Annotated in this window: 31 protein-coding genes; 24 read left to right on the top strand and 7 right to left on the bottom strand. The window is 68.2% G+C overall.

Features of this window, described 5'->3' with window-relative positions; all coding sequences use genetic code 11:
• Positions 1-12: 12 nt before the first annotated feature.
• Genes ACWHMB_RS18760 through ACWHMB_RS18750 form a run of 3 tightly spaced genes read left to right on the top strand, consistent with a single transcriptional unit; the run spans position 13 to position 1,911 of the window.
• Positions 13-321 (top strand): DUF2218 domain-containing protein, encoded by a 309-nt coding sequence (locus tag ACWHMB_RS18760; RefSeq protein ID WP_377482086.1) that lies wholly within the window; start codon positions 13-15, stop codon positions 319-321.
• Positions 318-800, top strand: coding sequence for a hypothetical protein (locus ACWHMB_RS18755; RefSeq protein WP_377482083.1), 483 nt, complete (start codon positions 318-320; stop codon positions 798-800). Before ACWHMB_RS18760 ends, ACWHMB_RS18755 begins: the two co-directional genes overlap by 4 nt.
• A 58-nt stretch (positions 801-858) precedes the next feature.
• The gene (locus ACWHMB_RS18750; protein ID WP_377482080.1) at positions 859-1,911 is read left to right on the top strand and encodes a serine endopeptidase; all 1,053 of its coding nucleotides are present in this window, start codon (positions 859-861) and stop codon (positions 1,909-1,911) included.
• 67 nt (positions 1,912-1,978) lie between these two features.
• Here ACWHMB_RS18750 and ACWHMB_RS18745 read toward each other — a convergent pair whose 3' ends face one another.
• The 5 genes from ACWHMB_RS18745 to queA all read right to left on the bottom strand — a co-directional run bounded on the left by ACWHMB_RS18745 (position 1,979) and on the right by queA (position 8,072).
• Positions 1,979-2,953, bottom strand: a complete 975-nt coding sequence (locus tag ACWHMB_RS18745; RefSeq protein WP_377482077.1) for an NAD(P)H-dependent flavin oxidoreductase — start codon at positions 2,951-2,953, stop codon at positions 1,979-1,981.
• Positions 2,954-3,236: 283 nt separating this feature from the next.
• Positions 3,237-4,421, bottom strand: coding sequence for an ATP-binding protein (locus ACWHMB_RS18740; protein ID WP_377516457.1), 1,185 nt, complete (start codon positions 4,419-4,421; stop codon positions 3,237-3,239).
• Positions 4,422-4,472: 51 nt separating this feature from the next.
• Complete coding sequence (gene tgt, locus ACWHMB_RS18735) at positions 4,473-5,645, bottom strand: tRNA guanosine(34) transglycosylase Tgt (RefSeq protein WP_377482073.1); 1,173 nt, start codon at positions 5,643-5,645, stop codon at positions 4,473-4,475.
• Positions 5,646-5,650: 5 nt separating this feature from the next.
• Positions 5,651-6,970, bottom strand: coding sequence for a tetratricopeptide repeat protein (locus tag ACWHMB_RS18730; RefSeq protein WP_377482069.1), 1,320 nt, complete (start codon positions 6,968-6,970; stop codon positions 5,651-5,653).
• A gap of 49 nt (positions 6,971-7,019) precedes the next feature.
• Positions 7,020-8,072: a tRNA preQ1(34) S-adenosylmethionine ribosyltransferase-isomerase QueA gene (queA, locus tag ACWHMB_RS18725; RefSeq protein ID WP_377482066.1), complete on the bottom strand. Its 1,053-nt coding sequence runs from the start codon at positions 8,070-8,072 to the stop codon at positions 7,020-7,022.
• A 60-nt stretch (positions 8,073-8,132) separates the two neighbouring features.
• On the opposite strand from queA, the gene recG reads away from it, so the two are divergent.
• From recG to ubiA, 4 genes are all read left to right on the top strand, one after another.
• Positions 8,133-10,316: an ATP-dependent DNA helicase RecG gene (recG, locus tag ACWHMB_RS18720; RefSeq protein WP_377482063.1), complete on the top strand. Its 2,184-nt coding sequence runs from the start codon at positions 8,133-8,135 to the stop codon at positions 10,314-10,316.
• Positions 10,317-10,454: 138 nt separating this feature from the next.
• Positions 10,455-11,120 (top strand): hypothetical protein, encoded by a 666-nt coding sequence (locus tag ACWHMB_RS18715; protein WP_377482061.1) that lies wholly within the window; start codon positions 10,455-10,457, stop codon positions 11,118-11,120.
• A gap of 84 nt (positions 11,121-11,204) precedes the next feature.
• Positions 11,205-12,152 (top strand): hydrogen peroxide-inducible genes activator, encoded by a 948-nt coding sequence (locus ACWHMB_RS18710; protein WP_447648678.1) that lies wholly within the window; start codon positions 11,205-11,207, stop codon positions 12,150-12,152.
• 139 nt (positions 12,153-12,291) lie between these two features.
• Positions 12,292-13,170: a 4-hydroxybenzoate octaprenyltransferase gene (gene ubiA / locus ACWHMB_RS18705; RefSeq protein WP_377482055.1), complete on the top strand. Its 879-nt coding sequence runs from the start codon at positions 12,292-12,294 to the stop codon at positions 13,168-13,170.
• A gap of 3 nt (positions 13,171-13,173) precedes the next feature.
• Here ubiA and proC read toward each other — a convergent pair whose 3' ends face one another.
• Entirely contained in the window at positions 13,174-14,007 is an 834-nt protein-coding gene (gene proC, locus ACWHMB_RS18700; RefSeq protein ID WP_377482052.1) for a pyrroline-5-carboxylate reductase, read from the bottom strand.
• 67 nt (positions 14,008-14,074) lie between these two features.
• Between proC and glpK the strand changes: the two genes are divergently transcribed.
• Both glpK and ACWHMB_RS18690 read left to right on the top strand, forming a co-directional pair.
• Positions 14,075-15,610: a glycerol kinase GlpK gene (glpK, locus tag ACWHMB_RS18695; RefSeq protein ID WP_377482049.1), complete on the top strand. Its 1,536-nt coding sequence runs from the start codon at positions 14,075-14,077 to the stop codon at positions 15,608-15,610.
• Positions 15,611-15,700: 90 nt separating this feature from the next.
• Positions 15,701-17,341, top strand: coding sequence for an FAD-dependent oxidoreductase (locus ACWHMB_RS18690; protein ID WP_447648677.1), 1,641 nt, complete (start codon positions 15,701-15,703; stop codon positions 17,339-17,341).
• 9 nt (positions 17,342-17,350) lie between these two features.
• On the opposite strand, the gene ACWHMB_RS18685 is transcribed toward ACWHMB_RS18690, so the two are convergent.
• Positions 17,351-18,649, bottom strand: a complete 1,299-nt coding sequence (locus ACWHMB_RS18685; RefSeq protein WP_377542571.1) for an integrase — start codon at positions 18,647-18,649, stop codon at positions 17,351-17,353.
• Between the two features lie 226 nt (positions 18,650-18,875).
• Between ACWHMB_RS18685 and rplN the strand changes: the two genes are divergently transcribed.
• The 15 genes from rplN to rpsD all read left to right on the top strand — a co-directional run bounded on the left by rplN (position 18,876) and on the right by rpsD (position 26,097).
• Positions 18,876-19,244 carry a 50S ribosomal protein L14 gene (gene rplN, locus ACWHMB_RS18680; RefSeq protein WP_293222603.1) on the top strand — a complete coding sequence of 123 codons (369 nt, stop codon included), beginning with the start codon at positions 18,876-18,878 and terminating at the stop codon, positions 19,242-19,244.
• A 15-nt stretch (positions 19,245-19,259) separates the two neighbouring features.
• Complete coding sequence (rplX, locus tag ACWHMB_RS18675) at positions 19,260-19,577, top strand: 50S ribosomal protein L24 (protein WP_377483440.1); 318 nt, start codon at positions 19,260-19,262, stop codon at positions 19,575-19,577.
• 8 nt (positions 19,578-19,585) lie between these two features.
• Positions 19,586-20,125 (top strand): 50S ribosomal protein L5, encoded by a 540-nt coding sequence (gene rplE, locus ACWHMB_RS18670; RefSeq protein ID WP_377483438.1) that lies wholly within the window; start codon positions 19,586-19,588, stop codon positions 20,123-20,125.
• A 10-nt stretch (positions 20,126-20,135) separates the two neighbouring features.
• Positions 20,136-20,441 carry a 30S ribosomal protein S14 gene (gene rpsN / locus ACWHMB_RS18665; protein ID WP_377483436.1) on the top strand — a complete coding sequence of 102 codons (306 nt, stop codon included), beginning with the start codon at positions 20,136-20,138 and terminating at the stop codon, positions 20,439-20,441.
• Positions 20,442-20,460: 19 nt separating this feature from the next.
• Positions 20,461-20,856 carry a 30S ribosomal protein S8 gene (gene rpsH, locus ACWHMB_RS18660; protein ID WP_377483433.1) on the top strand — a complete coding sequence of 132 codons (396 nt, stop codon included), beginning with the start codon at positions 20,461-20,463 and terminating at the stop codon, positions 20,854-20,856.
• A 12-nt stretch (positions 20,857-20,868) separates the two neighbouring features.
• Complete coding sequence (gene rplF, locus ACWHMB_RS18655; protein WP_377483431.1) at positions 20,869-21,402, top strand: 50S ribosomal protein L6; 534 nt, start codon at positions 20,869-20,871, stop codon at positions 21,400-21,402.
• Between the two features lie 11 nt (positions 21,403-21,413).
• A complete protein-coding gene (rplR, locus tag ACWHMB_RS18650; RefSeq protein ID WP_293221932.1) occupies positions 21,414-21,779 on the top strand; it encodes a 50S ribosomal protein L18 in 366 nt (121 codons plus the stop codon).
• A gap of 17 nt (positions 21,780-21,796) precedes the next feature.
• Positions 21,797-22,318: a 30S ribosomal protein S5 gene (gene rpsE / locus ACWHMB_RS18645; protein ID WP_293221930.1), complete on the top strand. Its 522-nt coding sequence runs from the start codon at positions 21,797-21,799 to the stop codon at positions 22,316-22,318.
• 11 nt (positions 22,319-22,329) lie between these two features.
• On the top strand, positions 22,330-22,515 hold the full coding sequence (gene rpmD / locus ACWHMB_RS18640) for a 50S ribosomal protein L30 (protein WP_293221928.1): 186 nt from the start codon (positions 22,330-22,332) through the stop codon (positions 22,513-22,515).
• A 12-nt stretch (positions 22,516-22,527) separates the two neighbouring features.
• The gene (gene rplO, locus ACWHMB_RS18635; RefSeq protein ID WP_293221926.1) at positions 22,528-22,959 is read left to right on the top strand and encodes a 50S ribosomal protein L15; all 432 of its coding nucleotides are present in this window, start codon (positions 22,528-22,530) and stop codon (positions 22,957-22,959) included.
• Between the two features lie 31 nt (positions 22,960-22,990).
• A complete protein-coding gene (gene secY, locus ACWHMB_RS18630) occupies positions 22,991-24,310 on the top strand; it encodes a preprotein translocase subunit SecY (RefSeq protein WP_377483425.1) in 1,320 nt (439 codons plus the stop codon).
• 92 nt (positions 24,311-24,402) lie between these two features.
• Complete coding sequence (rpmJ, locus tag ACWHMB_RS18625) at positions 24,403-24,516, top strand: 50S ribosomal protein L36 (protein ID WP_011481465.1); 114 nt, start codon at positions 24,403-24,405, stop codon at positions 24,514-24,516.
• A gap of 41 nt (positions 24,517-24,557) precedes the next feature.
• Positions 24,558-24,923 carry a 30S ribosomal protein S13 gene (gene rpsM, locus ACWHMB_RS18620; RefSeq protein ID WP_377483423.1) on the top strand — a complete coding sequence of 122 codons (366 nt, stop codon included), beginning with the start codon at positions 24,558-24,560 and terminating at the stop codon, positions 24,921-24,923.
• 18 nt (positions 24,924-24,941) lie between these two features.
• Entirely contained in the window at positions 24,942-25,346 is a 405-nt protein-coding gene (rpsK, locus tag ACWHMB_RS18615) for a 30S ribosomal protein S11 (protein ID WP_377483421.1), read from the top strand.
• 127 nt (positions 25,347-25,473) lie between these two features.
• A complete protein-coding gene (rpsD, locus tag ACWHMB_RS18610) occupies positions 25,474-26,097 on the top strand; it encodes a 30S ribosomal protein S4 (RefSeq protein WP_377483419.1) in 624 nt (207 codons plus the stop codon).

Here is a 26,097-nt window from a genome sequence, read left to right as displayed (position 1 = left end):
CCAGGTTGCGTCATGACCGACACCACCGCCCAGCCCCTCTCCAGCGCCACCATCGCCACCGTGGAGCCGGCGCGCATCATCGCGCGCCTGTGCAAGCACTGGGGCCACAAGTTTCCGGTCAGCCACGACGACACGCAGGGCCGGATCGAGCTGCCGTTCGGCCTGTGCCTGCTGCGCGCGGGGGAGGGCCAATTGAGCGTGCGCCTGGAGGGCGTGGCCGGCGCCGACATGGCCCGGTTCGAGCAGGTCGTGGCCGACCACGCGCAGCGCATGGCGCGCGGTGAAACCTACGCCTGGCACTGGCAGCGCACCGCCGCATGAATGACCCCGACATCTGGCTGATGCTTCGATTTCAGGAGCTGTTTGCGCACATCCAGTCTGCGCCAGGGGCCGATTTGACTGTGAATGTGGACTTGCCCATCGGTGCCGACACCCTGGCGCGCGAAGTGCTGCGCCACGCGCCGCCGCGCCCGCTGGAGATCGAACGCGCCATCGAGCAGGTCGAGGAGGCCGTCATGCCCGCGCGCGCACGGCTGCCCGCCACGTTTCAACTGCAGACCGACGACGCACGGCTGCGCGCGCTGGCGGCCGACGCGAGGGCTGGGGCAGCCGCCGATGCGCCCGTCTGGCTCGACACCGACGCCGTCGAGCGCCTGTTCAACCGCCTGGTCGCGCGCGCCGAAGGCCGCCCCGCGTCGCAGGATGCGCTGCCGGTGGACGGCCCCAGCGCGGCGCGCCTCGTGATCGTGCGCGAGCTGCTGCACCACTGGCGGCTCGATGGATTGCGGCTCGTGGGCTGAGCTCGATCGGCACCTCGGCGAACCCGGTAAGCTGCGCACCGATCTCCGGGAGCCCTTCATGAGTCGATCGCTGCGCTTGTCCGAAAAGTGGTTTCGCCGCGGCCTGTGGCTGGTGGCGCTGGTGTTTGCCGGCTTTTTGATCGGCCTGGGCGGCACCGTCGTCGGCGACCTGCCGCGCGTCGAGACGGCGGCCTCGATCGACGACTTCATGGACGCCGCGAAGGCCGCCGACGCGCGCCGCACCATCGACGGCGCGCGCCAGCGCGTGCAGACGGCGCAGGACGCGCTGGCGCAGGCGCGGCTGAAAGAGCGCGTGGCCGCGTCCGACGTCGGCAACGCGCGCCAGGGCTTCGAGAACTGGATCGCCACGCGCACCGCCACCGAGCGCGCCGAGCAAGACCCCGAGCTCGTCGAGCGCACCCGCGCGCTGGACGAGCTGCAGGCGCGCGAGCGTGCCGCGCGCGCCGAGGTCGAGCGCCAGCAGCAGGCGCTGCTGGACGCCGGCCAGGCGCGCGACGGCGCCCAGCGCCAGCTGCAGCAGATGCAGGACGCGGCCCAGGGCGCCTTCGAGCGCGCGCGCCGCGCGCAGGAGCTGCGCGTGTTCGGCTACCGCCTGGCGCTGACCTTGCCCCTGCTGCTGCTGGCCGGCTGGCTGTTCGCCAAAAAGCGCAAGAGCAGCGCGTGGCCCTTTGTCTGGGGCTTCATCCTGTTCGCGCTGTTTGCCTTTTTCGTCGAGCTGGTGCCCTACCTGCCCAGCTACGGCGGCTACGTGCGCTACGCCGTCGGCATCGTGCTGACGGTGCTGGTCGGGCGCTGGGCCATCGGCGCACTCAACCGCTACCTGGCGCAGCAGCAGGCGGCCGAGGCGCAGCCCGAGCAGGAGCGCCGGCGCGAGCTGTCCTACGACACGGCGCTGGCGCGCCTGGCCAAGGGCGTGTGCCCCGGCTGCGAGCGCACGGTGGACCTGAAAGACGGGCAGATCGACTTTTGCCCGCACTGCGGCATCGGCCTGTTCAACCACTGCGGCCGCTGCGACGCGCGCAAAAGCAGCTTCGCGCACTACTGCCAAGCCTGCGGCACGGCGGCGACGGCCGGCGTGCAGGGCGGCTGAAAGCTATTGAAATAGTAGCTGCTCGCGCTTGACCATCGCCGGCCAGAGGCCGATTCGAGCAAAAATCTCAGTTCAGCATGCCCGCCAGGCGCTGGCGGATCAGGCCCTCGGCCTCGGCCATCATGCGTTCGACCAGCACCTTGACGGTGGGCACGTCGCGGATCAGGCCGGCCACCATGCCGCAGCTCCAGGCGCCGGCGTCCAGGTCGCCGTTTTGCATGATGCGCGGGTACACGCCCGCCACCTGCTCGATGATGTCCTCGAAGCGGATGGCGCTGCCCAGCTCTTTTTCCTTTTGCAGCAGGCGCTCGACGGCGGCGTTGTTCAGCACGCGCTCGGTGTTGCGCAGCGGGCGCATCACCAGGCGCGTGTCCAGCTCGCTGGCGGCCACGATGGCCTGCTTGACGTGCTCGTGGATCGGCGCCTCCTGCGTGGCCATGAAGCGCGTGCCCATGTTCATGCCGTCGGCGCCCAGCGCCAGGGCGGCCACCAGGCTGCGCCCGTCGGCCATGCCGCCCGAGGCGACGAAGGGAATCTTCAGCTCCTCGGCGGCGCGCGGCAGCAGGATGAAGTTGGGCACGTCGTCCTCGCCCGGGTGGCCGCCGCACTCGAAGCCGTCCACGCTGACGGCGTCGCAGCCGATCGCCTCGGCCTTCAGCGCGTGGCGCACCGAGGTGCACTTGTGAATCACCTTGATGCCGTGCTCGTGCAGCAGCGGCATCCACTTTTGCGGGTTGTTGCCGGCGGTCTCGACGATCTTCACGCCGCCCTCGACGATGGCCTGGATGTAGCCGGGGTAGTCGGGCGAGGTCACCGTGGGCAAGAAGGTCAGGTTGACGCCGAAGGGCTTGTCCGTCATGGCGCGGCAGCGCGCGATCTCGCGCGCCAGCAGCTCGGGCGTCTTTTGCGTCAGGCCCGTGATGATGCCCAGCGCACCCGCGTTGGACACGGCCGCCGCCAGCTCGGCCAGGCCGACGAAGTGCATGCCGCCCTGGATGATGGGGTGCTGGATGCCGAACAGTTCGGTGATGCGGGTTTTCAAGATGGGTCTCCAAGGGGGGTCAAAACACGGTGCGTGGCCGCAAGCATAAGCGGCGTGGCGCTGTCACCGATGCACCAAGCCGAGAAATCGTGTCAAAAATGAATCTTGACCGCGTGTGGCAAGCGCCACTAGCTCTTGAAAAGTGAGCGTCATTGCAGCAACGCCAGGTACTCGGGGCGTTTGGTGGCTAGAAAGCGGGCGCAGGGCGTTTTGGGCCAACCGGGGCGTCACTTGGGTTGACGCGGTTTTCCTCGTCCGTGGGCAGGGGCAGACGGTACAGAGATCACCGGTTCGGGAGAGTGGCTTGCTGCGCCAGTTCACGGCACAGCGCAGCCAGCGGCATGGCCTGCACGTCATGATCGAGGAAAAAGGGCTCGGTGCCGGGGTAGACGAGCAGCTTGCGCCTGGGGTGCAGGTCTTCGCAGGCGCTGTGGAAGCCGCGGCGAGCCTTGGGCGACAGACTGCGCTTGACCTCGATGGCCCAGGAATCGCCGCTGGGCCAATGCAGCAGCAGGTCGATTTCGGCGCCGCTGCTGGTGCGGTAGAAGTGGGCGCCGACCTGGGGCCCGGCGGCGGTGATGAGGTTTTCCAGCACGAAGCCTTCCCAGCTGGCGCCGACGGCGGGGTGACCCAGCAGCGTCTCCTCATCGGGCAAACCCAGCAGCGCATGCAGCACGCCGCTGTCGCGCACGTAGAGCTTGGGTGATCTGGTCAGACGCTTGCCCAGGTTGGCGTGCCAGGGCTCGAGGCGCCGCACCAGAAACATCTGGACCAGCAGATCGAGGTAGCGGTTGACGGTGCGGGTGTCCAGGCCCAGGCTGCGCCCCAGCACCGAGGCGTTGACCAGCGCGCCCTGCTGGTGGGCCAGCATGCCCCACAGGCGGCGCAGTGCGTCGGAGCCCACGCGGCCGCCAAACAGCGGGATGTCGCGTTCGACGTAGGTGCGGATGAAGTCTTGCCGCCAGCGAAAGCTGACGCCGGTGTTGCGTGCCAGGTAGCTTTCGGGAAAACCGCCGCGCAGCCACAGGCGCGCGTGCTCGTCTTCGGGCAATTCCTGGGCATTCAAGGGTGTCAGTTCGCGATAGGCGATGCGCCCGGCCAGGCTCTCGCCCGCTTGCTGCAGCAAGTCGAGCGACGCCGAGCCCAGCAGCAGGTAAAGGCCGCTGCGGCGCCCGTCGCGCCGTGCCCGGTCGATCAGTCCGCGCAGCACCGGGAACAAGCCAGGCACGCGATGCACTTCGTCCAGAATGACCAGCCGATCCAGGCGTTCGGCCAAATACAGCTCGGGCGACGCGAGCTTGGCGCGGTCCAGTTCGGACTCCAGGTCCAGGTACACGGTGTCGGACTGGCGCGCGAGCTCGAGTGCGACCGTGGTTTTGCCCGCCTGGCGTGGACCCAGCAGGGCAACGGCCGGGTAATCGGCCAGATCCTCGCGCAGGTCGGCCAGGATTTTTCGATCAAACATCATTGCATTTTATGCATTTATATGTTCAAAATGCAATAATAAACAGTTGTCGAACTACACCCCGCGCCCCCGGTCCGCGGCAAAGCGCGCGCGAAAGGCGGGGTAGTCGCCCGCATCCAGCGCCGCGCGCACCTCCTGCATCAGATTCAGGTAGTAGTGCAGGTTGTGAATGCTGGCCAGCATGGGCGCCAGCATCTCGCCGCAGCGCTCCAGGTGGTGCAGATAGGCGCGGCTGAAGCCACCGCGCCCGCCCTCGGCCCAAGGCACGCCGGCCTCGCCCGCGCAGGCGTGGCAGCGGCAGCTTTCGTCGATGGGACGCGGGTCGCTGCGGTGGCGGGCGTTGCGGATTTTCAGGTCGCCGAAGCGGGTGAACAAATGGCCGTTGCGCGCATTGCGGGTGGGCATCACGCAGTCGAACAGGTCGACCCCGCAGGCCACGCCTTCGACCAGGTCCTCGGGCGTGCCCACGCCCATCAGGTAGCGCGGTTTGTGCGCGGGCAGGCGGTGCGGTGTGTGCGCCATGATGCGGCGCATGTCGTCCTTGGGCTCGCCCACGCTGACGCCGCCGATGGCGTAGCCGGGAAAGTCCATCGCCGCCAGCGCGTCCAGCGACTCCTGGCGCAGGTGCTCGAACATGCCGCCCTGCACGATGCCGAACAGCGCGTTGGGGTTGTGCAGGCGATGAAATTCGTCCTGCGAGCGCCGGGCCCAGCGCAGGCTCATCTGCATGCTAGCGCGCGCCTCGGCCTCGGTGGTGACGTGGCCCTGGGTCTCGTACGGCGTGCACTCGTCCAACTGCATCACGATGTCGCTGTTCAGCACGGTCTGGATCTGCATGCTGACCTCGGGCGACATGAACAGCTTGTCGCCGTTGACCGGGCTGGCGAAGTGCACGCCCTGCTCGGTGATCTTGCGCATCTCGCCCAGCGACCAGACCTGAAAGCCGCCCGAGTCGGTGAGGATGGGCTTGTCCCACTGCTCGAAGCCGTGCAGGCCGCCCAAGGCGCGCAGCACGTCCAGCCCCGGGCGCATCCACAGGTGGAAGGTGTTGCCCAGGATGATCTGCGCGCCCATCTCGCGCAGGCTGCGCGGCAGCACGCCCTTGACGGTGCCGTAGGTGCCCACGGGCATGAAGATGGGCGTTTGCACCACGCCGTGGTTCAGCGTGAGCCGCCCGAGCCGGGCGTGGCTCAGCGGGTCCTGGCCCAGCAGCTCGAACTGCAGCATGGGGCTTACAGCGGTTTGCGCGCGGTGACCAGAAAGCCTGGCAGGGGCTGGCCGCCTTCCAGGCGCAGCGCGGGCAGGTCCTCGATCACGACCTCGTCGAAGCCGGCCTCGCGGCACTGGCGCTCCACCGCCGAGGCCTTGTGGGCGTAGCGGTTGCTGGGGCGCATCACTAGGTCGGCCTCGTCTTCGGTGGCCAGCTCGCACGAGAAAATGAAGTGCCCGCCCGCCTTCAGGATGCGCAGTGCGTTGGGAATCACGGAGGCGAGGTCGCCCACATAGACCAGCACGTCGGTGCAGGTGATGGCCTCATAGTGGTCGGCCGGCGTCTCGCGTAGCGCGTCCAGCACGTTGATGCGGTGAAAGCGCAAGTAAATGCCGTGACGCGCGGCCTGCTCGATCATCTTCTCGGACAGGTCGACCCCGACGATGTGGCCCTGGATGCGGCCCAGACAGAGGCCCACCAGGCCGGTGCCGCAACCCAGGTCGAGCAGATTGAACTTCCGGTCGGGGTGTTTTGCGAGCAGGATCTGCGTCACGCGCTCGGGTACCCGGTATTGCAGGGTGCGCAGCAGATGCAGGTCAAAACGCTGTGCGTAGTCGTCGAAGATTCCGATCACCATCTGGGGCGGCTGCGTCTGCGGCGTCTCGCCCCATGCGATGGCGTGCCAGTACTGGGCCTCCGCATCGTCGGGGCCGAGCGCCAGCCAGCGGCTGGCCCATTGTCGGGCTTCGTCCAGTTGGCCGGCCGCCAAGGCGCAATTAAGCAGGCCGCGCAGGCTCTCGACGTGGTGAGGCACACGCTCGTGAATGTAGGCGTAATGCGGCACGGCATCAGCCTTTTTGTCTTGGGCGACGAGGTAACGTGCGAGAAACAGGCGAATGCCGACGTCGTCCGGAAATCGGTGCACGCCGTCTTCGGCCCATGCCAGAGTTTGCTCAACGGTGCCGCTGTCTCGCGCCACGTTGATGGCGCCGGCTCGCACCTGCGTGTCGTATGGGGCGGCGGCCAGCGCCTGCATGGCCAGCTGCATGGCCTCGTCACCCTGCTTTTGCTGCGCCAGCAGCAGGGCCAGCTCGATCTGCGCCACATGCCAGCCGGGCGCGAGCGCCAGTGCGCGGCGCGCGGCCTGGGTGGCGCCGGCCAGGTTGCCGGCGCGCTGGGCCAGGCGCATGCCGACCAGGGGCACGCGCGCGTCGGTGGGTGCCTGTTTTTGCACGGCGTTGAGCGCCTGCGCGGCAGGCTGCAACTGACCGGCTTCGATCAGGCCTCGAATCTGCTGCAGTGCGAGCGTGAGGGGGTCGGGCATCGGGGTGGTGTCGGGCATGGTGGGTCGGGGGTCGTCAAGGGACTGCGCTCGGGCGCCTGCGGGCGAATTATCCGGGACTGGTGGCGTACGCTTGGCGCTTGAGCCACATCGCATCCCCATAGCTGAAGAAGCGGTAGCGCGCGGCCACGGCGTGGCGGTACAGCGCCATCACGTGCTCATAACCCGCGAAGGCGCTGATCATCATCATCAGCGTGCTGCGCGGCAGGTGAAAGTTGGTGACGAGCGCGTCGACCACCTGAAAGCGAAAGCCCGGCGTGATGAAGATGCCGGTGTCGCCGTCGGCGGCGCCGCTCTGCGCCCAGCTTTCCAGCGTGCGCACCGTGGTGGTGCCGACGGTCACCACGCGCCCTTGGCGTGCGCGACAGGCGGCGATGGCGGCTTGGGTGGCGGCGGGCACGTGGTAGCGCTCGCGGTGCATCACGTGCTCGGCGAGGCTCTCGGTCTTGACCGGCTGGAAGGTGCCGGCGCCCACGTGCAGGGTGACGGCCGCGCGCCGCACGCCGCGGGCGTCCAGCGCGGCCAGCACCGATTGGTCGAAGTGCAGCGCCGCGGTGGGGGCGGCCACGGCGCCCGGGTTTTTGGCAAACACGGTCTGGTAGCGGGCGGCGTCCTCGTCGCTATCGGCGTGGGTGATGTAAGGCGGCAGCGGCACGTGGCCGTGCGCGGCCATCAGTGCGTAGGCGTCATCCGACAGCCGCAGGTGAAACAGCGCGCCATCCGCGTCGGGCCAGCGGCCCAGCAGCGTGGCCGCAAATCCGCCGTCCATGCGCAGCACGGTGCCGGCGGGCGGCTTCTTGCTGACCTTCATGTGCGCGGCCACGCTGCCGTCGGGCAGCACGCGCTCGATCAAAAGCTCCAGCCGTCCGCCGGTTGGCTTTTCGCCAAACAGGCGCGCCTTGACGACCTGCGTGTCGTTGAACACCAGCAGATCGTTGGGCGCCAGCAGCGCGGGCAGATCGCGAAAGACGCGGTCCACCGGCGGCGCGCCGCTGCCGTCCAGCAGGCGCGCGCCGCTGCGCTCGGGCGCGGGGTGCTGGGCAATGAGTTCGGGGGGCAGAGCGAAGTCGAAATCGCTCGTGGTGAAGATGCGTTCGGACATGCTTGAGGGCCGGACGGGCCCGTGCCAAGAGAAGGGGAAGGGGGAAGGCAGAATTGTCCCATGCCCGATGCCCCGGCCCCTGCTCCGCCCAAGCCGCTGTCCGCGCCGCAAAAGGCGCTGCGCAAGCTGGGCCTGCTGCGGCCGATCGACCTGGCGCTGCACCTGCCGCTGCGCTACGAGGACGAGACGCGCCTGACCCCCTTGTCCGAGGCCGCGCGCGTGCTGGGCAGCGAGCCGCTGCAGTTCGAGGCCACGGTGCTGCACCAAGAGGTGACGTACCGCCCGCGCCGCCAGCTGCTGGTGACGGTGGAAGACGGCGGCGAGCGTTGCCTGCTGCGCTTTTTCAACTTCTACCCCTCGCAGCTCAAGCAGCTGGCGGTGGGCGCGCGCCTGCGCTTTCGCGGCGAGCTGCGCGGCGGCTTTGGCGGCTTGACGATGATGCACCCCACGGTGCATGCCGCGGGCGGCACGCTGCCGGGCGCGCTCACGCCGGTGTATTCCACGGTGGCGCAGCTGCCCCAGGCCTATCTGCGCAAGGCTGTGCAGGCGGGCCTGGCGCAGGCGGATTTGAGCGCCACCATTCCGGACGAGTTTTCAAGCCAGATCGACGTCTTGCGCGCGTGGGACTTGCGCCAGGCGCTCACTTTTTTGCACCACCCGGCGGCCGACGTCACGCTGAGCGAGCTGCAGGACCACAGCCACCCGGCCTGGCAGCGCCTGAAGGCCGAGGAGCTGCTGGCCCAGCAGCTGTCGCAGTGGAAGGCCCGCGTCGCGCGCCAGCAATTGCACGCGCCGGCCCTGCGCGTCGCGCCCGGCGGCCTGCCCGAGCAGCTGCTGGCCGCGTTGCCGTTCGAGCTGACCGGGGCGCAGCGCCGCGTGGGCGAGGAGATCGCGCGCGATCTGGCGCGCAGCCAGCCCATGCACCGCCTGCTGCAGGGCGACGTGGGCAGCGGCAAGACCGTGGTCGCCGCGCTGGCCGCCTGCGTTGCCATCGACGCCGGCTGGCAGTGCGCGCTGATGGCGCCGACCGAAATCCTGGCCGAGCAGCACTTCGCCAAGCTGGCGCAGTGGCTCGCGCCGCTGCTGGCCACGCGCGGCCAGGCGGTGGCCTGGCTCACCGGCAGCCAGAAAAAGAAGGAGCGCGCGCCCATGCTGGCCGCCATCGAGAGCGGCGCGGCGGCGCTGGTGATCGGCACGCACGCCGTCATCCAGGCGCAGGTGAAGTTCGCGCGCCTGGGCCTGGCCATCATCGACGAGCAGCACCGCTTTGGCGTGGAGCAGAGGCTGGCCTTGCGGCAAAAGGCACTCCCTCCCCCGCTGGGGGAGGGCAGGGGTGGGGGCGCGGAAGTGCAAGGTGAAGCCGGGGCGAGCCCCCATCCCAACCTTCCCCCAAAGGGGGAAGGAGCCATGGAACCCCACCTGCTGATGATGAGCGCCACCCCCATCCCGCGCACCCTGGCCATGAGCTACTACGCCGACCTGGACGTGTCCACGCTGGACGAGCTGCCGCCCGGCCGCACGCCCGTCGTCACCAAGCTGCTGGCCGAGCACCGCCGCGACGAACTGGTCGAGCGCTTGCGCGCGCAGATCGGCGAGGGCCGGCAGGTGTACTGGGTGTGTCCGCTGATCGAGGAAAGCGAGGCGCTGGATTTGCGCCACGCCAGCCAGACGCACGCCGAGCTGTCGGCCGCGCTGCCCGCCGCCCGCGTGGGCCTGCTGCATGCGCGCCTGCCGCCGGCCGAGAAGAAGGCGGTGATGGCCGAGTTCGTCGCCGGTCGCATCGACGTGCTGGTCAGCACCACCGTGATCGAGGTCGGCGTGGACGTGCCCAACGCCAGCGTGATGGTGATCGAGCACGCCGAGCGCTTCGGCCTGTCGCAGCTGCACCAGCTGCGCGGACGCGTGGGACGCGGCGCCGCGGCCTCGGCCTGCGTGCTGCTGTACAGCGTGCCCGAGGGCGGCCGCCTGGGCGAGACGGCGCGCGCGCGCCTGAAGGCCATGCTGGAGACCGCCGACGGCTTCGAGATCGCGCGGCGCGACCTGGAGATTCGCGGCCCGGGCGAATTTCTGGGCGCGCGCCAGTCGGGCGACGCCCTGCTGCGCTTTGCCGACCTGGCCGAGGACAGCGCCCTGCTGCAATGGGCGCGCGCCACGGCGCCGGCGATGTGGGCGCGCCACCCGCAGGACGCCGCGCGCCACGTCGAGCGCTGGCTGGGCGCACGCACCGACTACCTGAAGGCGTAAACCGCCCTGCCCACCACCGCGCGCCGGAACGCGGCGCGCGGTGCTCCCATCCTATGTCGTGACGAGTCCATGCGACGCCGATGAAGCTATTCGTTCGGCGCTACACCTGCTCATCAGTCATCAACACAGGAGATCATCATGAAATTCAGTCTTGTCGCCCTTGCAGCCGTCATGGCCCTGGGCGCCGCAGTGACCGGTTGCGCAGCCACCGAGCCGGCGCGCACGCACGCGGCCATGGCCAGCAGCGCCGCCGCCGCCACCACCGCGCCCAAGCTGCACGCCGCCATGCGCGGCCTGTGGCACGGCCACATCGTCGCCACGCGCGACTACGCGCTGGCCGTGCACGCCGGCAACGCCGCAGCCGAGCAAAAGGCCGAAGCGGCCGTGATCGACAACGCCAAGCAGATTGCCCATGCGGTGGGCGGCTTCTACGGCGCGTCGGCGGGTGACGCGACGCTGAAGGCGCTGGGCGGCCACTGGGCCGGCGTGAAGGCGCTGACGCTGGCCGCCAAGGCGCACGACGCGGCGGCCGAGCAAAAGGCCATGGACGAGCTGGCCGCCAACGCCACGGCCATCGCGCAGTTCTTTGCCGGCGCCAACCCGCAGAACTGGACCGTCGGCCAGCTGCAGGGCGCGCTGCTGATGCACGTGGGCGACCACAAGCAGCAGGTCGACGCCATGATGGCCAATGCGCCCGCCGCGCAGCAGGCCGAGCTGTGGGCCGGCATGGAGCACCACATGAACATGATCGCCGACGTGCTGTCCGACGGCATCGCCAAGCAGTTTCCAGACAAGGCCAGCTGAGCGCCCGCGCCTGATCTGACAACGGCCTCGGTAGACACCGAGGCCGTTTTTGTGTCCCGGTGGGGCTGGCGTATCCTTGCTGCCGTGACCCTCACAGAGCTCAAATATATTGTCGCGGTGGCGCGCGAAAAGCACTTTGGCAAGGCGGCCGAGGCCTGCTTCGTCTCGCAGCCCACGCTGTCGGTGGCGGTCAAGAAGCTGGAGGACGAGCTGGAGCTGAAGCTGTTCGAGCGCAGTGCGGGCGAGATCACCGTCACGCCGCTGGGCGAGGAGATCGTGCGCCAGGCGCAAAGCGTGCTGGAGCAGGCGGCCGAGATCAAGGAAATCGCCAAGCGCGGCAAGGATCCGCTGGGCGGCCCCTTGCGGCTGGGCGTGATCTACACCATCGGCCCCTATCTGCTGCCCGAGCTGGTGCGCCGCAACATCGAGCGCACGCCGCAGATGCCGCTGATGCTGCAGGAGAACTTCACCGTGCGCCTGCTGGAGATGCTGCGCACCGGCGAGATCGACTGCGCCATCCTGGCCGAGCCCTTCCCCGACACCGGCCTGGCCGTCGCACCGCTGTACGACGAGCCCTTCGTCGCCGCCGTGCCGGTCAATCACCCGCTGGCGGCGCAGAAATCCATCACCACGCAGCAGCTGCAGGGCGAGACCATGCTGCTGCTGGGCACCGGCCACTGCTTTCGCGACCACGTGCTGCAGGTGTGCCCCGAGTTCGCGCGCTTCGCCAGCCAGGCCGAAGGCATTCGCAAGAGCTTCGAGGGCTCGTCGCTGGAGACCATCAAGCACATGGTGGCCGCCGGCATGGGCGTCACCCTGGTGCCCGCGCTGGCCGTGCCCGCGCCCGACGTGCACGGCACCGAGCCGCTGCTGCGCTACCTGCCGGTGGTGGACGAGCACGCCGGCGCCGCCCCGCCCACGCGCCGCGTGGTGCTGGCCTGGCGGCGCAGCTTTACCCGCTACGAAGCCATCGCCGCGCTGCGCAACGCCGTCTACGCCTGCGAGCTGCCGGGGGTGACGCGCCTGTCGTGAGGGGGTTTTCTCCCTCTCCCCCGGGAGAGGGTTGGGGTGAGGGCCAGCGGCGTTGCACCCGGCAACGGGTCATCCATTTCAAGCAAAATTGCCATCCAGCGCCCGTCCATCCAGCGCCATCAGCTATCAATTTCATTGCATGACCGCCTCCGTTTTGCCCCGCAGCAAGCTCGCCCAGTACCTCGACCTCATCCGCTGGAGCCGCCCGGCCGGCTGGCTGGTGCTGCTGTGGCCCACGCTGTCTGCCCTGTGGCTGGCGGCGGGCGGCTTTCCGGGCTGGCACCTGCTGATCGTCTTCGTGGCCGGCACCATCCTCATGCGCTCGGCCGGCTGCTGCATCAACGACGTGGCCGACCGCGAGTTCGACCGCCACGTCAAGCGCACCGCCCAGCGCCCCGTCACCACCGGCGAAGTCGGCGTGCGCGAGGCGCTGGCGCTGGGCGCCGTACTGGCGCTGGCGGCCTTCGCCCTGGTGCTGACCACCAACGCCACCGCCATCGCGCTGTCGTTTCCGGCGCTGGCCATCGCCCTCGTCTACCCGTTCGCCAAGCGCCACGTGTCCATGCCGCAGGCCGTGCTGGGCGTGGCCTTCAGCTTCGGCATTCCGATGGCGTACGCGGCGGTGCAGGGCCAGGTGCCGCCCGAGGCCTGGCTGCTGCTGCTGGGCAACGGCTTCTGGGTGCTGGCCTACGACACCGAGTACGCCATGGTCGACCGCGACGACGACCTGAAGATCGGCATGAAGACCTCGGCCATCACCCTGGGCCGCTGGGACGTGGCGGCGGTGATGGGCTTTTACGTCGTCTACCTGGCGGTGTGGCTGGCGGTCAGCGCCGCCCGCGCGCCCTCGCCCATCCTGTATGCGGCCTTTGCCCTGGCGGCGGCGCAGGCCGCCTGGCACTACACGCTGATTCGCGACCGCACGCGCGAGGGCTGCTTCGTCGCCTTCAGCCAGAACCACTGGCTGGGCGCCACGGTGTTCGCCGGCATCGCGCTGTCGCTGGCGGTGGCCGGCTGAACCTCAGGCGCCGAACTCGTCGCCCAGCTCTTTCGCGCGCACGCAGGCCGCGTGCATGGCCTGCACGAAGGCGGCCTTGACGCTCGCCTGCTCCAGCGCCGTCAGCGCGGCAAAGGTGGTGCCACCCTTGCTGGTGACGCGCTCGCGCAGGGTGGCCAGCGGCTCGGGCGAGGCGCCCGCCAGGTGCGCGCCGCCGGCAAAGGTGCCCACCGCCAGGCGGCGCGCCTGCTCGGGGCTCAGGCCCAGCTCGGCGCCGGCCTGCTGCATGGCTTCGAGGAAATAGAACACATAGGCCGGGCCCGAGCCCGACAGCGCGGTGACGGCGTCCAGCTGCTCCTCGCGCTGCACCCACAGCGCGTCGCCCGTGGTGCGGATCACCGTCTCGGCCAGCGCGCGGTCGGCGGCGTTGACGGCGGGGCCGGCAAACAGCCCCGTCATGCCGCGCCCCACCAGCGCCGGCGTGTTGGGCATGCAGCGCACGATGCGGGCGGCGCCGGTGGCCTTGGCGATGGCATCGGCGCGGATGCCGGCCATCACCGACAGCTGCAGCGCCCCGCCCACGTGCGGCGCCACCGGCGCGGCGGCGGCCTGAAAGCTCTGCGGCTTGACGGCCCACACCAGCAGGTCGGCGCCGGCCAGTGCGGCGCTGGCGGCGGGCAGGGCGGTGACGCCGTGGTGCTCGCGCAGCGCGGCGCGCGCCGCCTCGAAGGGCTCGACCACGGCGATCTGCGCCGCCGGCAGCCCGCGCTGGATCAGCCCGCCGAGGATGGCGCTGGCCATGTTGCCGCCGCCGATGAAGGCGATGCGGGTGGAGGGGGGCAGGGGCTGGTCTGACATGGCGGGTCGATGCGCTTGAGGTTTGTCCGCAGTGTAGGGCCACGGGCGTTCCGCTACGCTCGCCGCCATGCGATACATCCTTGCACTCGACCAGGGCACGACCAGCAGCCGCGCCATCGCCTTCGACGAGCGCGGCCAGGTGGCGGCGCTGGCGCAGCGCGAGTTCGCGCAGCACTTTCCGCAGCCCGGCTGGGTGGAGCACGACGCCGACGAGATCTGGGCCACGCAGCTGGCCGTGGCGCGCGAATGCATGCAGAAACTGGCTGCAGAGCAGACGGGACAAGCGCGGACAGCTCCTCAAATCGAAGCAATCGGCATCACCAACCAGCGCGAGACCACGGTGCTGTGGGAGCGCGCCACGGGCCGCCCGGTGGCGCACGCCATCGTCTGGCAGGACCGGCGGACGACGGCGCGCTGCGAGCAACTGCGTGCCCAAGGCAAGGCCGGTCTGATCCAGCGCAAGACCGGGCTGGTGCTGGACGCCTACTTCTCGGCCACCAAGCTCGAATGGCTGCTGGACCAGGTGCCCGGCGCCCGCGCGCGCGCCGAGGCGGGCGATCTGGCCTTCGGCACCGTCGACAGCTGGCTGATCTACAAGCTCACGGGCGGGCGCGTGCACGCCACCGACGCCAGCAACGCCGCGCGCACCCTGCTCATGGACATCCACCGGCTGGCGTGGGACGACGAGTTGCTGCGCCTGTTCAACATCCCGCGCGCCGTGCTGCCGGCCATCGTGCCTTCCAGCGGCGTGTTGGGCGAGACGGCGCCGGGGCTGCTCGGCGACGCGCCGATCCCGATTGCCGGCGTGGCCGGCGACCAGCAGGCCGCCACCTTCGGCCAGGCCTGCTTCGCCCCCGGCATGGCCAAGAACACCTACGGCACCGGCTGCTTCATGCTGATGAACACCGGCACGCGCGCGGTGCGCAGCCGCAACCGTCTGCTGGCCACGGTGGGCTGGCAAGGCCCGGCCACACTGGGCGCGCGGCGCACGGCGTACTGCCTGGAGGGCAGCGTGTTCATGGCCGGCGCCACCGTGCAATGGCTGCGCGACGGCCTGCAGATGATTGAAAAAGCGTCCGACATCGAAGCGCTGGCCGCCAGCGTGCCCGACACCGGCGACGTGTTCCTGGTGCCCGCCTTCACCGGCCTGGGCGCGCCCGACTGGGACGGCCGCGCGCGCGGCACCCTGGTGGGCCTGACGCGCGGCAGCACGCGCGCGCACATCGCCCGCGCCGCGCTGGAGGCCATCGCCCTGCAGTCGGCCGACCTGTTCGGCGCCATGGTGCGCGACGCCGGCATCCAGCTCACCGAGCTGCGCGTGGATGGCGGCGCCAGCCGCAACGACCTGCTGATGCAGCTGCAGGCCGACCTGCTGGGCGTGCCGGTGGTGCGCCCGCGCGTGACCGAGACCACCGCGCTGGGCGCGGCCTACCTGGCCGGGCTGGCCACCGGCGTGTGGTCGGGCGGCGGCGACATCGCGGTGCAGTGGGCGGTGGACCGGCGCTTCGAGCCCCAGCTGTCCGAGCCGGCGCGACGCCAGCGCGTGGCCCGCTGGCGCGAGGCGGTGGCGCGTGCGCGCGGCTGGGCGCGCGAAGATGCCTAAGCTGCCCGGGTCCAGGTTTCATGAATAAAATCGGCCCCTGGCGCTTGTCCATCAAGCGCGAGCAGCTATCAAATATATAGTTTATCCGTCATGACCAGCGCCCCTTTGCCCACCGATCGCACCGCCCTGCTGGCGCGCCTGGCCGAGCCGCTGCGCTACGACCTGGCCGTCGTCGGCGGCGGCGCCACCGGCCTGGGCGTGGCGCTGGACGCCGCCCAGCGCGGCCACCGTGTGCTGCTGGTGGAGGCGCACGACTTCGCCAAGGGCACCTCGTCGCGCGCCACCAAGCTGGTGCACGGCGGCGTGCGCTACCTGGCGCAGGGCGACATCCACCTGGTGCGCGAGGCGCTGCACGAGCGCGTGCACATTCTGGACAGCGCGCCGCACCTGGCGCAGCCGCTGGCCTTCGTCATGCCCTCGTACAAGCTGTGGGAGACGCCGTTCTACGGCGTCGGCCTGAAGATGTACGACCTGCTGGCCGGCCGCGCCGGACTGGGCGCCACCCAATGGCTGGGCGCGGGCCAAACCCAGCGCCTGCTGCCGGGCGTGCAGCCGCAGGGCCTGAAGGGCGGCGTCAAGTACTGGGACGGCCAGTTCGACGACGCCCGCCTGGCGCTGGCGCTGGCACGCACCGCCGCCGCGCACGGCGCGCTGGCCATCAATTACTGCGAAGCGCTGGAGGTGCTGCACGACGCCGGCCAGGCCGTGGGCCTGCGCCTGCGCGACGCCGAGAGCGGGCGCGAGTTCCGCGTGCAGGCCGGCTGCATCGTCAACGCCACCGGCGTCTGGGTCGACACCCTGCGTCAGCAGGACGCCCAGTTGGCCGGGCAAAAGCTGGCGCCCATGGTCGAGCCCAGCCAGGGCGTGCACGTGGTGGTCGACCAGGCCTTTCTGCCCGGCGAGCACGCCCTGCTGGTGCCCAGCACGCGCGACGGGCGGGTGCTGTTCGCCGTGCCCTGGCTGGGCAAGCTGATCCTGGGCACCACCGACACGCCGCGCGGCGACGTGCCGCTGGAGCCGCGCCCGCTGGCGTCCGAGCTCGACTTCATCCTGACCGAGGCCGCGCGCTACCTGAAGCGAGCGCCCACTCACGCCGACATTCTCAGCAGCTGGGCCGGTCTGCGCCCGCTGGTGCGCCCCGGCGGCGACGCCGGCAGCACCAAGTCGATCAGCCGCGAGCACACGGTGCGGGTGGCGCGCTCGGGCCTGGTCACGGTGACGGGCGGCAAATGGACCACCTACCGCGCCATGGCCGAGGACGTGCTGGCCCACTGCGTGGACAGCGGCCGGCTGGCGGCGCTGGGCCCCTCGCGCACGGCGGGCCTCAAGCTGGTGGGCGCGGACTTGCCCGCCGGCAGCGCGCCGGTGGCCATCAGCCAGCCGCAGGGCCTGCATTCCTACGGCGCCGAGGCGCCGCTGCTGGCCAGCCTGCCCGGCGCCGAGCGCCCACTGGCCCCCGGCCTGACCGAGGCCATGGTGCGCTTTGCCGCCCGCCACGAGTACGCCCGCACGGTGGAAGACGTGCTGGCGCGCCGCTGCCGCCTGCTGTTTCTGGACGCCGCCCAGGCCGCCCGCGCCGCCCCCGCCGTCGCCGCCGTGCTGCAGGACGAATTGGGGCGCGATGCGGCGCAGGCCCCCTTCGAGCAGCTGGCCGCCGCCTACGCGCAACAGGACGCGGCGACAGGCGCAGTCTTTTCCAATTCAGGTATGAGCCTGAACGAGCCGGATTGAAGGTTGGGTTCAGGCCAAGCGTCTGGATCGTTTTTCAATTGTCGCAAACAGCGCCATGCGCGCTGCATTGAGCTGTTCAGCGGCCTGCAAGTCAGTCACTTGCACGGCCTGCTGTTGCAGCAGCTGGACAGTGATGCCGCGGCGCAACTGCTTGTCAATGTCCGGCAAGCTCGCGAGCTTCTCCAACGGCGTTTGCACCAGCTCGGGTGGGTAGGTCTTGCGAATTTTGCCCTTGGCATCCATCACCTGCTTGGCAAACAGGCAAGGGCGGTGCAGGTTGACGTAGGTGTTCAGATGCTCTTGGCAGAACGTGTTGATCAGGCCGGCAAAGCGCTGCGGAATATGGCTGTAGCCGAACGTCTTGCGCACCACGGCGGCGTTCTTGCTCTCGGCCAACGCGTTGTCATTGCTCTTGCGCGGGCGCGACTTGGTCTGCTCGGCCTGCAGCTTGCCCAGCAAGGCGGCCACCTGTCGATTGACGAACTCGCCGCCGTTGTCCGAATGAAAGCCGCGGATCGGAAACGGAAACTGAGCCATGAGCTGCTCCAACACCGGCAGCAAGAACGCCTCGCTGATGCGCTCGCAGCAAGCCACCACCTCCCACTGAGTGAGGATATCGACGGCATTGACGTAGTACACCCCCTTGATGCGATCGAGATCGCCCTGATGGACGCTGTCGATGCGAATGAAGCCCACTCGCCCGCCGGGGTCGGGCGCGCGTCGCTGGCCAATGGCATTGAGCACGGGCCGGGTTTTGGTCAAGGACACCCGGGCGGCTTTGTATGGGCCGCTCTTGCGCAGGTTGTACAGGTGCGAGGGCGACAGTTGCGCCAGGCGTTCAAAGCGCGCATCACCGTGCACATGCCAGGCGCGGCGCAGCAGGTGCACCGTCGCCGGCCCCGACAAGCAGCCATGGGCGCGATCAACGCTCACCAGCAGCGCCACATCGGCGGGGCTGTAGCGCCGGGCAAAGGCATGCGCTGGCACGCGGTAGCGCTTGGCCAGAGGCTGGCCTTCCAGCACGCGCGCCAGCAGCCGCGTCAGTTGCGCGCGCGAGTAGCCGCTGGTGCGCGCCAGATAGCGCAGCACGATGCCCTTGTCGGGCCTGGACAGACGCGTATAGCCCAAGCGGCGCACCACGCTGGCAATGTGCGCATAGCGCTCTTGATCATCGGCGAAGGCGCTGAAGCTGACCTCCAGCGTGCCTTCGAGAAACGCCTGCAATTGGGCAATGCTGCCCAGCCGGGATTCGTCCATGTCGATCACCATCTGAAAAATGATCGACCCAGATCGCCCATTCAGGCTCATATCTCGTTGGAATCTCGGCAACTCGTTCAGGCTCATACCTCGTTGGACAAGACTTGCGCTTGACCGCTTGCCGCGAATCGGCCATAATCGCTGGCTTCGCCATCACTGGCGGAAGAATTTCAGCCCCGCGAAAGCACTGGGCGCCTGGCGACAGGCGTGCAGCGCCGGGCCCAAGACTGATCCGGCTCAATCCTTGAGCCGGATGCAAGTTGGGAAACATTGAACAATGATCCAGACTGAATCTCGACTCGAGGTGGCCGACAACACCGGCGCCAAGTCCGTCATGTGCATCAAGGTGCTGGGCGGCTCCAAGCGGCGTTATGCCAGCGTGGGCGACATCATCAAGGTGAGCGTCAAGGAGGCCGCCCCGCGCGGTCGCGTCAAGAAGGGCGAGGTCTACAGCGCCGTCGTGGTGCGCACCGCCAAGGGCATCCGCCGCGGTGATGGCTCGCTCATCAAGTTCGACGGCAACGCCGCCGTGCTGCTCAACAACAAGCTGGAGCCCATCGGCACCCGCATCTTCGGCCCGGTCACGCGCGAATTGCGCACCGAGCGCTTCATGAAGATCGTGTCGCTCGCTCCCGAAGTCCTGTAAGGAAAGGCGCGAGACATGAACAAGATTCGCAAGGGCGATGAAGTGATCGTGATCGCCGGGCGCGACAAGGGCAAGCGCGGCACGGTGTCGCTGCGCGTGGACGCCGATCGCGTGCTGGTCGATGGCATCAACCTCGTCAAGAAGCACGCCAAGCCCAACCCCATGAAGGGCATCCAGGGCGGCATCGTTGAAAAGGCCATGCCGATTCAGCAATCCAACGTGGCCATCTACAACAAGGCGAGCGGCAAGGCCGATCGCGTCGGCGTCAAGACGCTGCAGGACGGCACCCGCGTGCGCGTGTTCAAGTCCAGCGGCGAAGAGATCAAGGCCTGAGGTAAACCATGGCACGACTGCAACAACACTACCGCGAAAAAGTGGCGCCCGAGCTGATCAAGAAGTTCGGCTACAAGTCGCCCATGGAGGTGCCGCGCATCACCAAGATCACGCTCAACATGGGCGTGAGCGAGGCCGTGGCCGACAAGAAGATCATGGACAACGCCGTCGCCGACCTGACCAAGATCGCCGGCCAGAAGCCCGTGGTCACCAAGGCCAAGAAGGCCATCGCCGGCTTCAAGATCCGCGAGCAACAGGCGATCGGCACCATGGTCACGCTGCGCGGCGCGCGCATGTATGAATTTCTCGACCGCTTCGTTACCGTGGCGCTGCCGCGCGTGCGCGACTTCCGCGGCATTTCGGGGCGCTCGTTCGACGGCCGCGGCAACTACAACGTCGGCGTCAAAGAGCAGATCATCTTCCCCGAGATCGAGTACGACAAGGTCGACGCCCTGCGCGGCCTGAACATCTCCATCACGACGACGGCCAAGAACGACGAGGAAGCCAAGGCGCTGCTCGCGGGCTTCCGTTTTCCGTTCAAGAACTGAGGGTGAACCCGTGGCAAAAACCGCTTTGATCGAACGCGAACTCAAGCGCGAGAAACTGGCCGCCAAGTACGCCAAGAAGCATGCCGAGCTGAAGGCCATCGCCAATGACGTCAAGCGCAGCGACGACGAGCGCGCGCAGGCCCGCCTGGCGCTGCAAAAGCTGCCGCGCAACGCCAACCCGACGCGCCAGCGCAACCGTTGCGAAATCACCGGTCGTCCGCGCGGCACCTTCCGCCAGTTCGGCCTGGGCCGTGCCAAGGTGCGCGAGCTGGCGTTCGAGGGCCAGATCCCCGGCGTCACCAAGGCCAGCTGGTAATCGGCAGGAGTAAAGCAACATGAGCATGAGTGATCCCATTGCCGACCTGCTGACCCGCATCCGCAACGCGCAGATGGTGGCCAAGCAGACCGTGTCGGTGCCGTCGTCCAAGGTGAAAGTCGCCATTGCCCAGGTCCTGAAGGACGAGGGCTACATCGACGGCTTCCAGGTCAAGCAGGATGCCGGCAAGTCCGAACTCGAAATCGCCCTCAAGTACTACGCCGGCCGCCCGGTCATCGAGCGCATCGAGCGCGTGAGCCGCCCCGGCCTGCGCGTTTACAAGGGCGCGGGCGCCATTCCCCAGGTCATGAACGGCCTGGGCGTGGCCATCGTCACCACCCCCAAGGGCGTGATGACCGATCGCAAGGCGCGCGCCACCGGTGTCGGCGGCGAAGTGCTGTGCTACGTGGCCTAAGGAGAGTCTCAGATGTCACGTATCGCAAAAATGGGTGTGTCCGTGCCGGCAGGCGTGGACGTCAAGCTCGGTGACGCGCAGATCACCGTCAAGGGCAGCGGCGGCGAGCTGAAGCTGGCCGCCAATCCGCTGGTCAAGGTCGCCGCCAACGGCGCCAACCTGAGCTTCGCGCCGGCCGACGAGTCGCGCGAGGCCAACGCCATGAGCGGCACCATGCGCCAGCTGGTCAACAACATGGTGGTGGGCGTCAGCAAAGGCTTCGAAAAGAAGCTGACCCTGGTCGGCGTGGGTTTCCGCGCGCAGGCGCAGGGCAACAAGCTGAACCTGTCGATCGGCTATTCGCACCCCGTCAACTTCGACATGCCGGCCGGCCTGAAGGTCGAGACCCCGGCGCCGACCGAGATCGTCGTCAAGGGCGCCGATCGCCAGGCCGTCGGCCAGATGGCTGCCGTGATCCGCGCCGCTCGTCCGCCCGAGCCCTACAAGGGCAAGGGCATCCGCTATGCGGACGAGAAGGTGGTGATCAAGGAAACCAAGAAGAAATAAGGACCTGCATCATGATGACCAAGAAAGAGCAGCGTCTTCGCCGTGCCCGCCAGACGCGCATCCGCATCGCGACGCAAGGCGTGGCCCGCCTGACCGTCAACCGCACCAACCTGCACATCTACGCCACCGTCATTTCCGGCGACGGCGCCAAGGTGCTGGCGAGCGCCTCCACGGCCGAGGCCGAGATGCGCCAGCAGCTGGGTGCCGCGGGCAAGGGCGCCAATGTGGCGGCCGCCCAGGTGATCGGCAAGCGCATCGCCGAGCGTGCCAAGGCCGCCGGCGTCGAGCAGGTGGCGTTCGACCGCGCGGGTTTTGCGTATCACGGCCGCGTCAAGGCGCTGGCCGAAGCGGCCCGTGAAGCGGGTCTGCAGTTCTGATTGCGAGGACGGACAAGATGGCAAGGTTTCAGGCAAGAACGCAAGGTGACGGTCCCGAGGACGGCCTGCGCGAGAAGATGATTTCGGTCAACCGCGTGACCAAGGTGGTCAAGGGCGGCCGGATTCTGGGTTTTGCCGCGCTCACCGTGGTGGGCGATGGCGACGGCCGTGTCGGCATGGGCAAGGGCAAGTCCAAGGAAGTGCCCGCCGCCGTGCAGAAGGCCATGGACGAGGCGCGCCGCAACCTGCGCAAGGTCTCGCTCAAGGACGGCACCATCCACCACAACGTGACGGGCCACCACGGCGCCGCCACCGTGATGATGGCGCCCGCGCCGCGCGGCACCGGCATCATCGCCGGCGGCCCGATGCGCGCCGTGTTCGAGGTGCTGGGCATCACCGACATCGTGGCCAAGAGCCACGGCACGTCCAACCCCTACAACATGGTGCGTGCGACGCTGGATGCGCTGAACAACTGCACCACGGCCTCCGAAGTGGCGGCCAAGCGCGGCAAGTCGGTCGAAGACATCTTCGCCGCCTGAGGAGTGATGGCATGACACAGCAAACCAAGACCGTCAAGGTCCAACTGGTGCGCAGCCCCATCGGCTGCAAAGAGGACCACCGTGCCACCGTGCGCGGCCTGGGCCTGCGCAAGGTCAACAGCGTGCGCGAGCTGCAGGACACGCCCGCGGTGCGCGGCATGATCAACAAGATCGACTACCTGGTCCGCATCGTCTAAGGAATTTGCGACATGGAACTCAACAGCATCAAACCCGGTGACGGCGCCAAGCGCGCGCGCCGCCGCGTCGGGCGCGGCATCGGCTCGGGCCTGGGCAAGACTGCCGGTCGTGGCCACAAGGGCCAGAAGTCGCGTTCGGGCGGCTACCACAAGGTCGGCTTCGAAGGCGGTCAGATGCCCATGCAGCGTCGCCTGCCCAAGCGTGGCTTCAAGTCCGCTTCACTCAAGTACAACGCCGAGATCACGCTGTCCGAGCTCGATCGCCTGGGCCAGGCCGAGGTGAACCTGCTCACGCTCAAGCAGGCAGGGCTGGTGCGCGAGCTGGCGCGCGTGGTCAAGGTCATCAAGAGCGGCGAGCTGACGCGCGCGGTCAAGCTGACCGGCATCGGCGCCACCGCGGGTGCCAAGGCGGCCATCGAGGCGGCCGGCGGCGCGCTGGCCTGAACGCGGCCAACCCCCCAAGTGAAGGACTGAAGTGGCCACGGGCGCAAACCAAGTTGCAAAGACGGGCAAGTACGGCGATCTGCGCCGCCGCCTGTTCTTTTTGCTGGGCGCACTGGTCGTGTACCGGATCGGTGCGCACATTCCCGTGCCCGGCATCAATCCGGACCAGTTGCGTCAACTGTTCCAGAGCCAGCAGGGCGGCATCCTCAACCTGTTCAACATGTTCTCGGGCGGGGCGCTGTCGCGCTTCACCGTGTTCGCGCTGGGCATCATGCCGTACATCTCGGCGTCGATCATTTTCCAGTTGATGGTCTACGTCGTGCCTGCGCTCGAGGCGATCAAGAAAGAGGGTCAGGCCGGGCAGCGCAAGATCACGCAGTACACGCGCTACGCCACGCTGGGCCTGTCGATGTTCCAGTCCTTCGGCATCGCCGTGGCGCTGGAGGCCTCGCAGGGCCTGGTCATCAGCCCGGGCTGGGGCTTTCGCCTGACGGCGGTGGTCAGCCTGACGGCGGGCAGCCTGTTCCTGATGTGGCTGGGCGAGCAGATCACCGAGCGCGGTCTGGGCAATGGCATCTCGATCCTGATCTTCGCGGGCATCGCGGCCGGCCTGCCGGGCGCCGTGGGCGGATTGGCGGAACTGGTGCGCACGGGGGCCATGAGCATCATCGTGGCGCTGTTCATCGTCGCCGTGGTGTGCCTGGTGACCTACTTCGTGGTGTTCGTCGAACGTGGCCAACGCAAGATCCTGGTCAACTACGCGCGCCGCCAGGTGGGCAACAAGGTGTACGGGGGACAGTCCTCGCACCTGCCGCTGAAGCTGAACATGGCCGGCGTGATTCCGCCCATCTTCGCCTCGTCGATCATCCTGCTGCCGGCCACGGTGGTGGGCTGGTTCAGCACCGGCGACTCGATGCTGTGGCTCAAGGACATCGCCTCGACGCTGTCGCCGGGCCAGCCGATCTACGTGCTGCTGTATGCGACGGCGATCATCTTCTTCTGCTTCTTCTACACGGCGCTGGTGTTCAACAGCCGCGAAACCGCCGACAACCTGAAGAAGAGCGGGGCGTTCATTCCGGGCATTCGTCCGGGCGAGCAGACCGCCAAGTACATCGACAAGATCCTGATGCGGCTGACGCTGGTGGGCGCCATCTACGTGACGCTGGTCTGCCTGCTGCCCGAGTTCCTGATCTTGCGCTACAACGTGCCGTTCTATTTTGGCGGCACGTCCTTGCTGATTCTGGTGGTGGTCACCATGGACTTCATGGCCCAGGTGCAGAACTACATGATGAGCCAGCAGTACGAGTCGCTGCTCAAGAAGGCCAACTTCAAGACCACGCTCGGCGGCTGAGTGCCAGCACCGCAGGTGGTTTCGCCAACGTCAACATGATTGCCGTCCAACAGGGCCAGGGGCCCCGGACACAAGGGTTTTAGGAGAATGAAATGAGAGTGTCAGCTTCGGTCAAGAAAATTTGCCGTAACTGCAAGATCATCCGTCGCAAGGGTGTGGTTCGCGTCATCTGCACCGACCCGCGTCACAAGCAGCGCCAGGGCTGAGCCCCGCCTGCCGGTCAGATAGTTCAAGAGGACATACCCACATGGCACGTATTGCTGGTATCAACATTCCGCCGCATCAGCACACCGAGATCGGTCTGACGGCGATCTTCGGCATCGGTCGCACCCGCGCGCGCGAAATCTGCGACGCCTGCGGCATTGCGTACTCCAAGAAGGTCAAGGACCTGACGGACGCCGACCAGGAAAAGATCCGCGACCAGATCGCCAAGTACACCATCGAGGGCGACCTGCGCCGCGAAACCACGATGAACATCAAGCGCTTGATGGACATCGGCTGCTACCGGGGCTTCCGCCACCGCCGTGGCCTGCCGATGCGCGGTCAGCGCACGCGCACCAACGCGCGCACCCGCAAGGGCCCGCGCAAGGCCGCCCAGTCGCTGAAGAAATAATCAAGGAACCGTTCAAACATGGCCAAAGCTCCTGCCAGCAACGCCGCGCAACGCGTGCGCAAGAAGATCCGCAAGAACATCGCGGACGGCATTGCCCACGTGCACGCGTCGTTCAACAACACCATCATCACCATCACCGACCGCCAGGGCAACGCCTTGTCGTGGGCCTCGTCGGGTGGCCAGGGTTTCAAGGGCTCGCGAAAGTCGACGCCGTTTGCCGCCCAAGTGGCGTCCGAAGTGGCCGGCCGCGCGGCCATCGACCAGGGCATCAAGAACCTGGACGTCGAGATCAAGGGTCCGGGCCCGGGTCGTGAGTCCTCGGTGCGCGCGCTGGCGGCACTGGGCATTCGCATCAACTCCATTTCGGACGTGACGCCGGTGCCGCACAACGGCTGCCGGCCGCAAAAGCGCCGGAGAATCTAAACAGGACACACGGCATTGCTGCGCATGCCGTGTCCTTGTGTTTTTGAAGACCACCGCTCCGGGCACTGCGATCCGGGGCTCCCACGGCGGAAATGGCCGTGGCAGATGAATTTAGAAGGAAGCTCACGTGGCACGCTATCTCGGCCCCAAGGCCAAACTCTCCCGCCGTGAAGGCACCGACCTGTTCCTGAAGAGCGCGCGCCGCTCGATCACCGACAAGGTCAAGTTCGAATCCAAGCCCGGCCAGCATGGCCGCACCTCGGGCCAGCGCACCTCCGACTACGGCCTGCAGCTGCGCGAGAAGCAGAAGGTCAAGCGCATGTACGGCGTGCTCGAAAAGCAGTTCCGCCGCTACTTCGCCGAGGCCGAGCGCCGCCGCGGCAACACCGGCTCCAACCTGCTGTCGCTGCTGGAGTCGCGCCTGGACAACGTGGTTTACCGCATGGGCTTCGGCTCCACCCGCGCCGAGGCGCGCCAGCTGGTGTCGCACAAGGCCGTCACCGTCAATGGCCAGCCGGTCAACATCCCGTCCTACCTGGTCAAGGCTGGCGATGTGGTGGCCGTGCGCGAGAAGTCCAAGAAGCAGACGCGCGTGCTCGAGGCGCTGCAACTGGCCGGCCAGGTGGGTTTTCCGGGCTGGGTCGAGGTCAATGCCGACAAGGCCGAGGGCACGTTCAAGAAGGTGCCCGACCGCGACGAGTTCGGCGCGGACATCAACGAATCGCTGATCGTCGAACTGTACTCGCGCTGA

It is taken from the genome of Ottowia pentelensis (assembly GCF_964341695.1).
This window is presented reverse-complemented; position numbering and strand designations above follow the sequence as displayed.